The 15,365-nt window shown below is 36.4% G+C and carries 14 protein-coding genes; all 14 read right to left on the bottom strand.

The genetic code is table 11. The annotated features are described in order from the left end of the window. Window positions 1–555: 555 nt before the first annotated feature. The 14 genes from ACA086_RS05055 to ACA086_RS04990 all read right to left on the bottom strand — a co-directional run bounded on the left by ACA086_RS05055 (window position 556) and on the right by ACA086_RS04990 (window position 15,341). Window positions 556–2,289, bottom strand: coding sequence for an Eco57I restriction-modification methylase domain-containing protein (locus ACA086_RS05055; RefSeq protein WP_371002258.1), 1,734 nt, complete (start codon window positions 2,287–2,289; stop codon window positions 556–558). Further along, window positions 2,289–2,888 carry an HNH endonuclease gene (locus tag ACA086_RS05050; RefSeq protein WP_371002257.1) on the bottom strand — a complete coding sequence of 200 codons (600 nt, stop codon included), beginning with the start codon at window positions 2,886–2,888 and terminating at the stop codon, window positions 2,289–2,291. The genes ACA086_RS05055 and ACA086_RS05050 overlap by 1 nt, the downstream gene beginning before the upstream one ends. After that, on the bottom strand, window positions 2,888–3,535 hold the full coding sequence (locus tag ACA086_RS05045) for a hypothetical protein (RefSeq protein WP_371002256.1): 648 nt from the start codon (window positions 3,533–3,535) through the stop codon (window positions 2,888–2,890). Before ACA086_RS05045 ends, ACA086_RS05050 begins: the two co-directional genes overlap by 1 nt. Beyond that, window positions 3,535–5,949 (bottom strand): ATP-binding protein, encoded by a 2,415-nt coding sequence (locus ACA086_RS05040; protein ID WP_371002255.1) that lies wholly within the window; start codon window positions 5,947–5,949, stop codon window positions 3,535–3,537. The genes ACA086_RS05045 and ACA086_RS05040 overlap by 1 nt, the downstream gene beginning before the upstream one ends. 1 nt (window position 5,950) lies before the next feature. After that, on the bottom strand, window positions 5,951–6,151 hold the full coding sequence (locus ACA086_RS05035) for a helix-turn-helix transcriptional regulator (protein WP_308992742.1): 201 nt from the start codon (window positions 6,149–6,151) through the stop codon (window positions 5,951–5,953). A 437-nt stretch (window positions 6,152–6,588) separates the two neighbouring features. Continuing rightward, window positions 6,589–6,750, bottom strand: a complete 162-nt coding sequence (locus ACA086_RS05030) for a P-loop NTPase fold protein (protein ID WP_371002254.1) — start codon at window positions 6,748–6,750, stop codon at window positions 6,589–6,591. Between the two features lie 319 nt (window positions 6,751–7,069). Beyond that, window positions 7,070–8,674 carry a hypothetical protein gene (locus ACA086_RS05025; protein WP_371002253.1) on the bottom strand — a complete coding sequence of 535 codons (1,605 nt, stop codon included), beginning with the start codon at window positions 8,672–8,674 and terminating at the stop codon, window positions 7,070–7,072. A gap of 618 nt (window positions 8,675–9,292) precedes the next feature. Then, window positions 9,293–9,904, bottom strand: coding sequence for a hypothetical protein (locus ACA086_RS05020; RefSeq protein WP_371002252.1), 612 nt, complete (start codon window positions 9,902–9,904; stop codon window positions 9,293–9,295). A 93-nt stretch (window positions 9,905–9,997) separates the two neighbouring features. Then, on the bottom strand, window positions 9,998–10,606 hold the full coding sequence (locus ACA086_RS05015) for a hypothetical protein (RefSeq protein ID WP_371002251.1): 609 nt from the start codon (window positions 10,604–10,606) through the stop codon (window positions 9,998–10,000). Window positions 10,607–10,687: 81 nt separating this feature from the next. Continuing rightward, window positions 10,688–11,137, bottom strand: coding sequence for a toxin-antitoxin system YwqK family antitoxin (locus tag ACA086_RS05010; protein ID WP_371002250.1), 450 nt, complete (start codon window positions 11,135–11,137; stop codon window positions 10,688–10,690). Window positions 11,138–11,161: 24 nt separating this feature from the next. Beyond that, complete coding sequence (locus ACA086_RS05005; RefSeq protein WP_371002249.1) at window positions 11,162–12,427, bottom strand: sorbosone dehydrogenase family protein; 1,266 nt, start codon at window positions 12,425–12,427, stop codon at window positions 11,162–11,164. A gap of 91 nt (window positions 12,428–12,518) precedes the next feature. Further along, entirely contained in the window at window positions 12,519–13,256 is a 738-nt protein-coding gene (locus ACA086_RS05000) for a hypothetical protein (protein ID WP_371002248.1), read from the bottom strand. A 98-nt stretch (window positions 13,257–13,354) separates the two neighbouring features. Continuing rightward, complete coding sequence (gene lpxD, locus ACA086_RS04995) at window positions 13,355–14,341, bottom strand: UDP-3-O-(3-hydroxymyristoyl)glucosamine N-acyltransferase (RefSeq protein ID WP_371002247.1); 987 nt, start codon at window positions 14,339–14,341, stop codon at window positions 13,355–13,357. 82 nt (window positions 14,342–14,423) lie between these two features. Continuing rightward, window positions 14,424–15,341 (bottom strand): EamA family transporter, encoded by a 918-nt coding sequence (locus ACA086_RS04990; protein ID WP_371002246.1) that lies wholly within the window; start codon window positions 15,339–15,341, stop codon window positions 14,424–14,426. Window positions 15,342–15,365 lie beyond the last annotated feature (24 nt).

Here is a 15,365-nt window from a genome sequence, read left to right as displayed (position 1 = left end):
ATCTATAATTAGCCGTTATGTAAAATAGCCGCTACCAAGCGCTCGATTGTTTTATAAAATCAAATTGCTCTGGCAATTTATTTTACACACAATTATCCAACGCTTGCCAACGCCAAAATAAAAGCTAACCTTTTTGCTCTTATTAAAAATCGCGTATTCGATAAAAAATGTACGTAATAAAAAATTCTAGACGATTCTCGTAAGCTTGCCACAAGAGCATAAATTTTAAGAAAAATAAAATTCTATGCACTTGTTATATTTAGAACTTCAATTAATCCTTTTTTTAATGATTCATTATCTTTTGTCTTGAAACAAAAGAAACAAAAATTCAAGGCTGCATATAATTTTGGAAACAATTAACGGCTCATTCGCTATATTTTAGGAAACATTGTAACTAATCAAGATTCCTTTGAAATCCATAGTGTAATTGAAACTCTTAATAAACTGTATTACTAGACCCCTAAAATATGGACGCTCATTTCTCCTATTGTTTTGACCAATATTTTATGAGGCCAAGGTTAACAACGAGATTCTATTTTTCATAATATATTGATATTAACTAACCAAAACATTTTGATTCGAATCTTCAGTTTTACTTTGTTTCAAAGAGATTACTTCTATATCAATATCTTGTTTTTTAGTTGTCTTCTTTATTCTTCGGTTGACTAATTTATTCCTAATTTCTTCAAGCTTAATTGCATCTAGATGTGGAATTAAAATAGAATTTGTGAACGATAATATATCTTTAATTTCTATATTATCTCGTAACATTTTATCCAAAATATTGAATTGTTTATCTGTAATATTTGCACAGTAAGGAATAGATAATCCCTTAAACTCATTTGGAGTTAATTCTAGAACTCCACCACCATAAAATCTTCCTTCTAATTCTGCCAAGACAAATGTCAACGAATTATAGAACGAAAAGACAAGTTTTTTAATACAGTATTGCTCTTTAGTATTAATTCTATAGAACGAATCTGTTGCTAAAACATCGGCATGATTAACAAAAATTCTCGGATATAAATGGCTTCTTTTAACAAACATACCTTCTGATGACCAAACTGATGGAACGTGATACCAATTCTTTCTCTTTAACATTTTATATCTTTTATGAAGCTCTCCTTTTTTATCCTCTTTCCATTCCTCTCCTATTTCAAAGTATTTATTAGCAATTTTGCCAAATTGGTCTTTTGGTTTGTCTGGGAACAACAAAAAATTTACATTTTTATTGTTATTTTTTAAAATCTCATAATCATCTTCATTAAAAAAAGCAACATTTGGAGTTACATCACCTTTTGGTAAAATTGGATGGATTATGTTTTTCAACCTATTTAGTCGATTATCTTTTAAATCATTATCGTTAAGTATAAAATAATCGTTTGCGGCAGATACAATTCCTACTTGGGCATTTTCACAATAATTTTGTATACTTTGGTATTCATCACGATGTGTATCAATAAAATCTAATTCTTCGTCTGTAAGTATATAGTTTGTCCATTTATCTAATGTAGTTCTATGTATATTACTATGTTTTTCAATAAATTTTGGTTCTTTTAAATCTTTTAATTCATCGACTTGATAAAAAGAAAAACCATGTTCATTAATATCATCAATCCCTTTAACACCGATTAATACCACAACATCTTGCTGGATTCCTTCAAAGATTAATTCATTAAATGCAAAAACTTCTACTCTATCAAATTCATTAATAATTAAAGCTCTTAATTCTTTCGCATATTTAACCTGTAAAATTTCAGAAGGGATAACAAAACAGAGAATACCATTATGTTTTAAACTCATTATTGCAGCTTCTACAAATGCAATCCAAATGTTGTTAATTTTTCCCTTCGAAGTTATTAGCTCATCGTAATTTCTAAATTTTTCATGGACTTCATCACAACTTTTAACTTGCGCTTTTTGAAGATTCTTTCTTTTTATATAAGGTGGATTTCCTATAATTAGTGAATATTCATTTTGGTTCTCCAAATAATGCTTTAAATAATCCTGATGATATATACCTTTTTTAATTTTATTCGATGAGGGTATTATAGCTACAGCCTTATCTAATTCTTTTTTATTAATATCAAATAAATTAATAGAAATGTTTTCTACACTATTTAAATCTAAACAATCAAAAAATGATGATATAAATTCACCGTCCCCACAACTTGGCTCTAAAATAGAAATGTAAGATTCTTTCAAATATTTTTGAATAATATATTTAGTCAAAAAATCCGAAAGAGTTTTAGGAGTATAATATGAACCGGTATTTTTTTGATTAGTCATTAATGCTTAAATAATTGTTGGATGTAGTCATCATACGTATTGTATAGTTTGATTAATCTTTTCATTAAATCAATATCGTCATCTGGACTTTTAGCCACTAACTCTCTAATTTCTACTATTAGTATATAAAGTTGCTCAATGTTCCAAAGAATTTCATGCTGTGGTTTATACAGTTTCATAGCTTTATACATCCAATCTCCTAAATCAGTATTTGGTGTAATCCTACCAGAATTCAATCTGTTAAACTGATTGTTATATTCATCCTTACATGGGTCGATAAAACCTTCATTATTAACATTAGGTACATTTTCATCGTTTGATGGCCATTTATTTCTTTTTGCATTATTACATGACCGACATGAGTAAACTAAATTACTGTAATCAGTTTCCGTTTTAATTGTTAAAAACGGTTTTTTATTCCTCGTTTTTGGAATAAAGTGGTCAATCTCAAACCAAATAAATCTCCAATTATCGATATCATTACAATATCCACATCTATCTTTAAAATCTAGTTTTAAATCTTCACGATGGTCACCATATGATTTAACTTCTCCATTAATATTTCGCCGTTTTGGAGTGTGATTTCTAAAAATACTCATTACTTTTTACTACGTTTTCTTAATTCTTCAAGTATCTCTTTGGTTTCATGTACAAAATCATTCAATTTTGTAATTGACTCTGATTTAATAAGATTAGCCCTAATCTCTTTTCCATCAGGTTCTAATTCATCCATTAAGATAAATAGCTTAGTTAAATCTTCCTCTTCCTGCGGCTCTAATTCAGATTCATTTTTCTTTTTAACCAAATCTTCAATTTGACTCTGAGTATTTGAAAGTTTTCTATAAAAATTATCTATATCATGTTTTATCTTTGATTTTAGAATTTGTAAAGCTTCTTCACTTTCTCCATCTAAATCACTTTTACCATTTATTATATGTACTTCATCCATATGATTAATAGCTTGTGGCTCATATGACGTTAACATAGTTATTGGCAAATGAGGCTTAACTTTCCTAATAGCATCAACAATTTGGTTTCCATTAAAGTCAACTTGTCCTTCTTCATCAAGTAAATAATCGGTAACAACACCATCAGGTTCATTTTTAAATATTTCTTCAATAAGTGAATCAATGGTAGATTCTTCATTTACTTTAATTCTAATTATTTCAAAATCAGCTTTAAACGTTTGATAAAAGGTATTAAGCCATGCATCACTTTCATCTATATATACTATTCTATATTTCATTATCTTGTTTTGAACGTTATTTTGTGCTTCAAGCCTTCCTTTACTCCTATAATTGCAATAGAAGAATTATTATACTCCTCAATAATTGATTTAACTATATAAAGACCTAAACCTGTTCCAATCGTATCTCCTTTTTTATCTTTCTTAGATGACTCTAATAGTTTAAAAATTTCCTCTGGATTATCTAAATATTGCTCATCTAACCCTTTACCATTATCAGAAAATTTAATTTCAATATTATCACCAATTTTTTTCCATTCTATTTCAATCAATTTCTGTTTTCCTTTAACACCTTTTAAGTAGTTCATGGAATTGGATAGTAGATTATTAAAAATTGAATCCATATCAACCTCAAATGCTCTTATAATATTTGAAGCATCATTATTTCCTTTTAGATTTATTTTAATATTCCGCTGTTCTAAAGCTTTACTCCATGTCGATTTAAACTTATCGAAATAATCACCAAAATTAAGATTGCTTCGTTCTCTTTTGTCGCGTTTTAAGGTGTTTAAAGAATATTCTAACCAATGCTTCAATTTGGTATCTTCGTCTTGAATTAGTTTAATCATATAGAAAGGATTATCATCCTTATCCAATGTTTTGCTTAGTTCTTTCTCGTTTAAGTGATTTTTCAATTCTTTTAAAAGAAATGATGTTCGTGGTATGAGTCTTGACCTGAGACTTTTAACTTCGTGAGCAAAAGAAGAAATAATCAATCCAACACTTGCTAGATTCCTTAAAAGTCTAATTTCTTCATCCTTTTCATCAAGTTCTCTGGTAAGTATTTGGACACCTTCTGCTAATGTTTCCTCAGTATTTGTGGAACCAGTATCATCTTTTGGTTCATCTCCCTCTTGATTATTATCTTTCTCTTCCTTTTCTTTTTTTATTCTATCAGCTTCTTCTTGAGCCTTTCTCTTTGCTTCTGCTTCCTTATTTTTCTTTTTGTTTAATTCTGAAAAGTGAAACATTATTGTATTTCTATCCTTTTCAAAAAATGAAATTATTTCTTTTATAATATTTTCAAAGAGCAGAAAAACGTCATTTTCTATTATACCTTCTCGACCAGATTTATCTTGAAAGCTCAGGTTGTCAATTCGTGAAATTTTGATAGTTCCGGCAATTTGATTAGGTCGTATTCGATATCCTCCTAACCTTTGTCCTGCACCTCCAGGACTTTGAGACTGGCGTTCACCTAATTTTAACCAATCTTGTCCATTCTCTCCATATGGCCTTATTCTGAAATCATCCCTAAAAATTTTTACTCCTCCAAATCTTTTTAACCATGCTTTTCTACTTGCACTACTAAAATTTTTATAAGGATATTTTTTAAGGTCACCATCTTGTTTGTCATCAGAAATAGTGTTTTTAAGAAAGTAAAAACTAAAATCAAATTTTCCAACTTTCGAAATCAAATCAGAATCAACATCATCTGACAAAATTGAACTTAACGATTTAATAAACGTAATTGACTTTTTTTGAAAATCTTCCAGTCGATATGGATGTTTTTTCATTGCATCAAAATCAAAAACTTCAGCATATCTATTTTCAATAGAATCAATATCTAATTCATTTCTTGTAATTATAATTTCAACATCACCATTCTCATTACCTTTGTATTTAGCTTCTAATTTATAATCGTAATCATCATAATATGCAGTTTTTACTCTTCCAAAATTTTCATTATCCGAATTAGAAAATAAAAGAATTTCAAAATCGGACTGCTCTTTCGGAGGAAGGAGCATTTCTAAATTACTAAACAGGTTATTCAATTGACCGGGTTCCCAATTATCATTCAAATTAGAAATCTCAATTATTGTTCCTGTATCAAAAGCCATTTCATTTAGAAGTTTTTTAAGCCTCTCATTATCAGTAAATTTATTAAGTATTTCCGTTTTAAGATTTAGATTACTTCTATCTTCTAAATCAGCTTTGATTTGTGAAACCGTTGTTCCAGTTTGGTCAAAATCAGTCCATTTAACTTTCCAAAAAAGACCTTCATTAGTTTTTTTAGAAATCGTAAGTAATTCAGTAACTGACCCAAGTCTATTTAAAGCAAATCTTCCTATTCCTTTTGCTCCAGTTTTTACTCTTCCATTTTCGGATAAATGTTGATAAAGTTTATCATCAGTTCCAATCGTCATCCATTGATTAGAAATGATATCTTTTGTCATTCCTATTCCATTATCTATTATATATATTTTGCTGTTTTGTTTATCTGTTTGATAAAGTATTCCACCTTCTTTATCCTCAGTTTCTGTATAAACTAAATCAAATAATAAAATACAATTAGCGCTATCTGCGTCATAAGTATTTTTAACTAATTCAATTATTGCTCCTTCTTCATTAGAAAAATTCTCTAAACCAATAAGTTTAGCTGTTCTTGCTGATACTTTGAAAGATATTTTGGACATACTATATCTTGCTTTTATTTGATACAACTAAATCCTTCACATCTACATCTAAAATTTCAGCAATTTCATTCAATATCTCAAGGCTAGGTTGTGACCTATTTTGAACATAGGAATTAACCATATTATAGCTTTTACCTAGCTTTTCAGATAGCCAAACTTGTTTAATTCCTTTAGCATCTAATATTTCTTTAATGCAATTCATTTAATTAATTTTATGATTTTAAATATATAATATTATCTTGAAATATGAGATATTATTGTATGCTTATATTGTTTAATTATCAACAGTCAGAAAATAAGCCATTCCACACACATTATGCTTCCCTCCTACGTCGTCGCATAAAAAGTGTTCCATTAACATTGTAGAAGAAGCTTTTAAGAATAAATTTTTTAAAGAAATTGTAGTAACAACTTTCGCTTTTAGCCAAAGCTCAAGTTACATAACGCAAAACATTATAGTACAAATATGCTAATTGTGTAAAACGGCGCATCCCGTGTATTTGATATAATATCAGATATAACTTCGTGAATGCGAATTATATCGCTGCAGCCGCATCAGCTCGCCGTCAAAATCAATTAGCCACTGGCTAATTTCTTTTGCCACGTGTCAAAGCCGTTTTACTGAAAGGCTTTTTTATATTAGTAATCTATATTACTTAAAGGTGATTTACCACTTCCCCAATCACCATAAACACCTATGGTTGAAGGTACCAAATTATCATTATTGATAATGAGATTGACAGAGTCGGTTAAATATTTAAAGTCAATTAAATCTTGTTGAGTTTCGTTATCGTTCCACATTTAATGTTTTTTTATAATAGAAATATTGCCGCACGTTAATGCTACTGATTAATATTTAATAGTCGAGTATTAATTAAAGCGGAGAGTTTAAACATAATGTTTTTTGTAGGAATCGTTTTGTGGGAAAACCGTATAGTAAAATAAAGTTTTTAACATATATTTCCATTCCACACACATTACCCTCCCCTCCTATCCACCTTCGCAGAACAAGCTTCGGCGGACGCGACGTCGGCTTGCCTATTAAGTGATTATTCAAAGGTTTTTATAAGGATTAATGAGCCTCACTACATAGCTTGGGTTCATTAACTTATAATCCATTTTAATTCTCTGAACTTTTATCATCAAGTTTAATGCTAAAACCTCCTACAAATCTTATTGAGAATAAGAATTGTGTATCAGTTAGCCCTTCGATATCATTTCTTCCCGCCCCTCCAATCATAGGCATTGAAAACTCTGCAATAATATTGTTTAGTCTAAAACCAAAAGAAGGTTCAATTCCACTAAAACTGGTATCGGTTGTTCCTATAAATTGATTTCTAATTAGGTCATTTGTTTGAGATGAAATATCACCGGTTAATTCTCTGAATGTATAGTTTAGACCCAGTCTTACACTATATTTTCTTCGATTGTTACTATCACGAATCTTATCATTAGGCAAAAATTCATGAAACAAACCAAATCTTAAATTTAATGCCCCTGCGTATCTACTTTTATTCTCTCCTTCATCAACAAGGTTCCAAAGTACATTTGATGCATTAATTCTGAAATTGACACCGCTTATCCATTTTGTAATCCAATTACCACGAACCCATAAAAGTTCAGGATTAAAATAGACATCGGAGTTTATGAATACTGATTGTTTAGAACTTATGGGATTCAAAACATAATTGCCGAATAATCGGGAATTTGTGACAGCGCTACCTTCTAATTCAGCTTCAAGCGAATCAACACTCGATGCAACATTTATATAAGCTTCCATATCTAAGCTCTCAAAGAATCTTTTAAATCTTCTATCAATCTTGATATTTGTAGTTTCCTCACTTAATTTAATTTTCTTTTCACTTTTTTCTGAATTTGTTTTTAAAAGTTCATCTCTTTCTTTATTAAGTATCTTTAGTTCATTAGTCAAATCTGTAGAGTTATTCGATTCTTCTATTTTAATTTTTATAGATTCAATTTTTGAATTTACTCCATCTATTTTTCTATCTAAACGCCTTATTACACGCGCAAGACGATTTTCTTCTTTTAGCATTGATAGATTCTTCATGTTTTCTTCAAACAATTTTGTCTGATTATCATCTTTATGCAGAAAGTATCTTTCAAAAATTACACCCAGGCCTGCAGCACCTTGAACTTCGTCGCTAGCTTCACTTAGATTGGCTTGCAAATTTGCAGTACCAACGAAGTCTATATAGAATTGATTTGGTCCAGTTGTTGGAGGACTCATTTCTTTACTTTCCTTAATTGAAGCTTCTTTATATGGTTTTAGAAGAATTTCCAATTTTTGATTTACTGCTTCATCTGACTTAGTCAATAATGCATCATTTTTGAGCACTTCGATTTCTAGAATAAGTTTTCTAACCCTATCTGGTAAAGTATCCTTAGATACCTCTATAAAGAAGCTTTCCTCCTTTTCTAACTGAGGAAACATCAAAGGTTTAGAGTAAATTTTATAGTATTGATTTGTAATATCCGTTTCTTTTTGGTTCACCTTCAGTTTTAGCTCGTATAGATTCAAACTGTCCTTAGGAATATTCTTTGAGTTAAACGATAAATTAATTGGCAAAAAGATTTTCTTCTTTCCTCTTTGAATCTCAATCTTTGAGCTGTCAAAACTTATCTCAGGTTTTAAATCTTGCCCTTTCAGATTAGTAGTAAAAAAAACAAAATGAATTAATGCAACAGTTAGTAAACGTTTTTTCATAATCAGGTTTTTTGGTTAGAGTAACTTAGAATTAGATTGAAATATGTCAATACCCTGCTAAAGGGTATTTTTAAATTGAATTGGGAAAAACAAAAGGAAGTAAGCAAATGCTTTGGAGTTCTTAAATATAAAAACCAAATGTTAAAACCCACTATAGGAAAACCGTAGAATTTGTATGGTTTTGCGGATGTTGAGGCGTTGTATAGGTGATTGTTCTCGTTCTCGACACCGCTCGAACTGACAGTGGTTAGAGACAGGCAAGTATTAGTTCTCGACTCCCGTGCCTGGGGCAGGCAGGCGCTCGAACTGACAGTGGTGAGAGGCAGGCGTTCGTTCTCGACTCCCGTGCCAGAGGCAGGCGGTCGTTCTCGACTCCGCTCGAACTGACAAGTGTGAGTGGCAGAAGCTCGAACTGACAAGGGTGAGAGGCAGGAAGGGTATTAGTTCTCGACTCCCGTGCCAAAGGCAGGCGCGCGCTCGAACTGACAGTGGTTAGAGGCAGGCGGGCATTCGTTCTCGACTCCCGTGCCCAAGGCAGGTTTACGTACCGAAGGAATGCAGGCGCTCGAGTTCTCGACTCCCATGCCAAAGGCAGGCAGGCGCTCGAACTGACAAGAGTTAGTGGATGCCCCGGCAATTCCTGGCCAGGTTTACCTGGATTCTGTCGATTTGCTGTGCGCCTGATGGTAGTTCTTCAGGCTGTAAACCTACATAATCGTCCTCAGCCTTCCAGCGGGCGATGGTCTCGCTAAAAAACTGTGATGCTGTAGCATCGGTTTCGTATACATACAAATCATAGGCTTCGCCCTGGTCCCCGCCAAAACGGGTCACCACCTGCCATTTGCCGTTTTCCTTATATGAAGTGTTGGTGTAATCAGACTGGGGGTAGAATTTGTTGTCTGATGGCTTTAACAAGACCCAGATATCCTTATTATGTTCTTCTGGATAGACCCCCATAGTCAGTATCCTGCAGCTCACTGAATCGCCCTCTACAGGAGAAATTACCTGCACCCTGGTTACCGGGTATTCCACCTTTACTTTATTTCCGGTGTCGTACGTTTCAATCACTGCCAACGGATTCATGGAACCATAGCCGTAACCTCCGTAAAACAGCAATACGATCCCAATGATCCCAAGAGTGATCCTTAGGCTTGAATTTTTTGAATACAGGACCGCTACTAACAAACAAAGGGCCCCGGCAATTACCGATATGATGACACTTGTGAACATAACTGACCAATATTAAATTCCAGTGACCTTAAGTTAAAAAATTCTTAGCTCAAATAAAAAACCCCCACAGGAAAAACAGCAGGAACATCTTCCTTACTTAATTGATTTTACATGTGCATAAATAGCGACTCCATTGATAATGGTTTCTACAGGGTTGTCGAGCATTTTTATGCCCTTTACGTGGTTGAATTCCCCATCAGGAGACATGGCTATGATATTATAAAATGTCTGGTCCTCGTCAATAGCCCTTATATGTACCACATTCCCCGTCTTACTCACCCCTTTAACCGGCAATATCTTGCCTTGGGGCGTAATGGCCTTGATATCAATGAGATTTCCGTTTTCGTCTATGGCCTTTACCGGGTAATAGCGTTCGTTATTTTTTATGATCATCTTTATGGGTAGTCTCTGGTCTCCAACAAAGGCCTTTACATCCAGAATACTGACATCTTCTGAGTTCTGTATTGCCTTTACCTCATGCATCTTTCCGTCTTTGTCAATTGCCTTAATCTCCAGTAGTTTATTAAAGATTTTATAGGCCTTGACCTCCCAGTAGATATCAAATGGTAATTCCGAAGCTTTCTGGTTTAATTCGGCACTCTGTTTTTCTGAATCCTGGGCAAATCCAGGTGCTATACTCAATAAAATAATAAAGAATCCAATAATGGAATTGCATGGGCGAAGCAGGATGGACGTTCTCATATGACCGTATTTTAAACTTTAAAAATACGATGCAGCATCAGGGCCAACTATGATAAAAATCAGGAGGATAAAAAATAAATCCTAGTATGTCGCCGATCTAACTAATTCCCCCTCTTTACTGTAGTATTTCCAAAGCCCCACTTTTTTACGCCAGTGGGCGTAGGTGCCTTCGGCTTTTAACTTCCCGTTTTCGTAGTATTGCTTTACAGGCCCTTCTACCCGGTTATCGCGGTAGGTACCCACTTCTTTGAGGTTGCCATTGCTGTAGTAATTTACCCAGGTTCCATTTCCCACCCCATCCTTGTATTCCTGGATGGAAAGGTATTTACCATTTTCATATTTCCCGTAAAGCACCCCTGTATAAGGGGTGGTATCATTCTTTTTATAATAGACCCCTCCTACTTTATACGGTTTTTGGTAGGTATCGCTCATGGAAACCATTTTCTGCCCTACCGTATCTATTTGTGCTGCCAAGCCTCGGGGGAAAAGAAAGAGGACCACGAGAAAAATACATATATTAATTAGCTTCATAGTCTTTAATTACAATGATCATCCTTATTCTATAAGTGTACCCATCCCATCATAGGTAACCCTATAAATAGCATCCCCGTAATCATCAGAGATCAGCAGGGAACCGTCTTCCAGAAATAAAAGATCGACCGGCCGGCCAAATTGCTCCTGAGTTTCCTCATCGAGCCAGCCTTCAATAAACGATTTATAGCTCACCGCCTCATTGTCTTTTAATTCCACCATGGAGATGCGGTATCCCGATTTTTTTGAACGGTTCCAGGAGCCGTGTTCTGCGATCAGGGCTACGTTATTGTAATTTTCGGGAAACATAGAGCCCGATTTAAATTTTACGGCCAGGGGTGCTACATGGGCATTCAGGGGCTGAACAGGTGCTACAAAGTCGGAACAAGGCCTCAGATCCCCGAATTCCGGATCCTTTACTGTACCTCCGTGACAAAAAGGATAGCCAAAGTGCTGTCCGGCCTCTGATACCCTGTTGAGCTCGCAGGGAGGAATGTCATCCCCCATCATATCCCGGCCATTATCGGTAAACCAGAGCTCCCCGGTCTCCGGGTGCCAGGTAAAGCCTACCGTATTTCTCACACCGTGGGCATAGATCTCACGATTACTCCCATCGGGATCCATCCTGGTGATGCTGGCAAAACGTTGATCCGCACTCGTAGAATCACAAATATTACAAGGTGCGCCTACCGGGACGTATAATTTATCATCCGGACCAAAAGCGATGTATTTCCAGCCGTGGTGAAACTCCTTGGGATAGTCGTCATAGACAATCACAGGGGTGGGCGGATTGCTCAACCGGGATTCTATACTGTCATAGCGTAAGAGTCGGCCTACTTCAGCCACATACAAGGACCCTTTTCTAAAGGCAATCCCATTGGGTACGGACATGGTGGAATCGAGAATGGTCACATGGTCGGCCCGGTAGTCCTTATCGAGATCCTGAATGGCATAGACCGTCTTATCATTCCGGGTGCCTACAAAGAGGGTTCCCTCCTCTCCCATCGCCATGGAACGTGCCCCGTCAATGCTGTCGGCATACACTTCAATCTTAAACCCTTCTGGTAATTTTAAGCGCTCGAGAGGTAAGTTACTCGGGGCTTCATCGTATTGTGTCAGGGGTTCAGGGCTTGTTTCCTTCGATTTCTCTTCCTTGCAGGAAGAAAGGAATACAAGGGAAAATATCAGCAAAAGACAGGAGGTTATCGCTTTCATGGGTTGTATAATTAGGATTCTTATTTCTACTTCAAACATAACAAAGAATCCCTGAGTTGCCGCCCTCGTTTTCATTTATTTAACCCTCCGCAGGGTATGCAAAATAAAAAATGGGATACCGCCTTCTGTAGGCAATATCCCATTTAAGTTACTTTTTGAAGCTCTACTACCTCGAATCCGAGGCCGAATTCATCGCGGCTTCCTCGTTGTAGTCATTGATCATTTTCAGGAAAGAGGCTTCGTATTCCTTATTTACATATCTCCCCATTTTCTGCCTTTCCGTGAACTGGTCTCGCAGGCCGTAATGGTTATTGGTATAGTTATCTTTTACCCTGGCATTATCCCCTATGTAATTCAGCAGATTGATATGCATCACATTAGTAGGGTTCTTTTTGTCTTTGAGGATAAGTAACTGGAAGTTATTCTGTATATATTCCACCAGATTCTCCCGGTTTTCAAAGATCTGATCGGCCAGTTCCTGGTTGATCTTTCCCGTGGTACGGCTGTACAGCTTGTACATTTTGATGCTGCCATCGGCCACCTGTTCCAGGGTCATTCGCTTTGGAATCATCTTGATGGCTTTGCCGGTAAGGTCTGAATACCAGACCGTCCTGAATTCCCGCCCATCGTCAAGAGAAAAGCCCTTAAAGTGTTTGGGTTCCATCTTCTGTTTCATCTTACCCTTCATTTTTCCCGTGCTCTTGTACTTTTCAAAATCTTTGGGCTCCATATAGGTGATTCCTTGCTGGAAACGCTGCGGGAATTCAAAATCTATTTCGATATAGACTTCCTGGGATTTACCTTTTTTAAGGTGAAGTACGCCTTTGTGGTAGTTTCCCTGTGCCTGTATGCTGATGACAAATAAAAATGCAAAAAGGCCAATTAAATAACGGTATTTTTTCATGATGAGGGTTTTTGAACTAAATAACAATTAAGACAAGAACGAAGGCCGTCCTAATTTATTGTTATTCAGGAGCTTAGCTAAGCCCTCTCAAGTTCACCTCAGGACTTCGCCAGTTTGCGAAGCGCCACCCATTGTTTCAGCATGTCCCTGGAATCGCAGGCCGGATACCCCACAACCGTTTTCCCTGCTTCCACATCATTCATTACCCCTGATCCTGCGCCTACCGTAGCTCCCGAATGTATGGTTGTATGATCCTTGATGGATGCACTCCCTCCTATCACTACCCCATCGCCTAAGGTTACAGAACCGGCCAGGCCGCTGTTTCCAGCCATGATACAAAATCTTCCGAGGACCGAATTATGACCAATCTGTACCAGATTATCGATTTTACAGCCGTCACCGAGGACGGTAGCGCTGAACTTACCGCGATCTACACAGGAATTCGCCCCGATTTCAACATGGTTCCCGATCACCACATGACCAATGTGCGGAATCTTGGTCAACCCCCGTTCGCTGGGACGATAGCCAAAGCCATCAGCACCAATACTTACGTTGGGATGGAAGATACAGTGCGATCCTATGATGCTCCGTTCCCGGATCACCGTCCCTGACCAGACGGTAGTGTGGTCTCCTATAGTAGTCTGGTCAAAAACCGATACGTTGGGATACAGGGTGACATCCTCCCCCAGCGTCACTTCTTTCCCTACATAGGTATTTGCGCCTATACGGCATCCTTTTCCTATGATGGCCGACTCGTCAATGACAGCTGTTGGATGTATTTCAGTTTCAAAATGAGGCGTATCGGGCAGATAGACCTCCAACACCTGAGCCATGGCCAGATCGGGATTTTTTACCTTGATAAACGCCTTTCCGGCCCCCGGATCGATTTTTATACCCTCATATACAATAGCGACACTTGCGTCTGAAGTATCCCATTTCCTACTGAATTTCAGATTCCCAATAAAGGTCAACTCCCCTACTCCGGCTTTATCTATGCGTTCAAGTCCGGTTATAGCTCCGCTGTAGTCCCCTACCAATTCTCCGTTGACAAGCGTATTGATTTCTATCGCTGTTAGTTCTTTCATGGAATTCCGTTTTGCTAAATGTACCACTATTTTGAATAGCTGATGCTTGAAAATCTACGGCTACTTTGTGAAGAATGATGAATTATTTTCGAAACCGACTGAGCAGAAGTAGTTTTTTCTTGGTGTTGATAAAATAAACGCCTGTTAAGAGGATGAGGGCTGCTATTACCGACTGTTTAGTGATGGGTTCCTGTAGAAAATAAGCTCCCAGGATCATAGCCACAATTGGGTTGACATAGGTATTGGTAGCCACCTTTTCAGGGGATACATTTTTTAGTAAAAAATTAAAGGAAGTGAAAGCGACAATACTCCCGAAAATCACCAGCAATACCATGGCCCAATGGGTTGAAGGCTGCCAGCTTAAAGGGTTGCTCCACCTTTCCCCAAAAGCCAGGCTCATCAAGCCAAGCATGATCCCTCCTGTGAACATCTGGTACCCGGTATTGACAAAGTAGTTTTTTGGGAAATCAGCCCCTTGTACAAATAGACTGCCGTAGCCCCAGGCCAGCATTGCCAGGAATATAAGGCCTATCCCAAGCCAGGCATTTTCCTGTTCGATCACGATATCCTGGTTGATCAGTAAATAGATCCCTATAATTCCCAGGACTACCCCCACCAATGACATGGGCTGAATTTTCTTTCCCTGCAATAGCCACATCATCAAAAGAACGAGAAGGGGTTGTGCCGATATCTCCAGGGCTGCGAAGTTACTATCCACGTATTTCAAGGCCCAGACCACTACCCCATTTCCAAAACTGAGGAAAAGAAAGCCGGCCAGGATGGTATTCTTCAATTGCTTTGTGGTAATCCTAAGTGACTTCCCCATCAAGGCTGCCAGGAGAAAGATGATGAGTCCGGCCGTTAAAAACCGAATCCCGGCCAGTAAAAATGGAGGGAGTTCTGAAACTGCTATTTTGTTGAGAAGATAGGTTGAGCCCCATATCACGTAGATAGCAAAGAAAGCTGCAATTATTAAAGGGAACTGCTTTTTAGATTCCATAACAAGCGCTTTTTGCGCTTACAA

This window comes from Muriicola sp. E247 (genome assembly GCF_041358175.1).
In the GTDB taxonomy this organism is placed as follows: domain Bacteria; phylum Bacteroidota; class Bacteroidia; order Flavobacteriales; family Flavobacteriaceae; genus Muriicola.
This window is presented reverse-complemented; position numbering and strand designations above follow the sequence as displayed.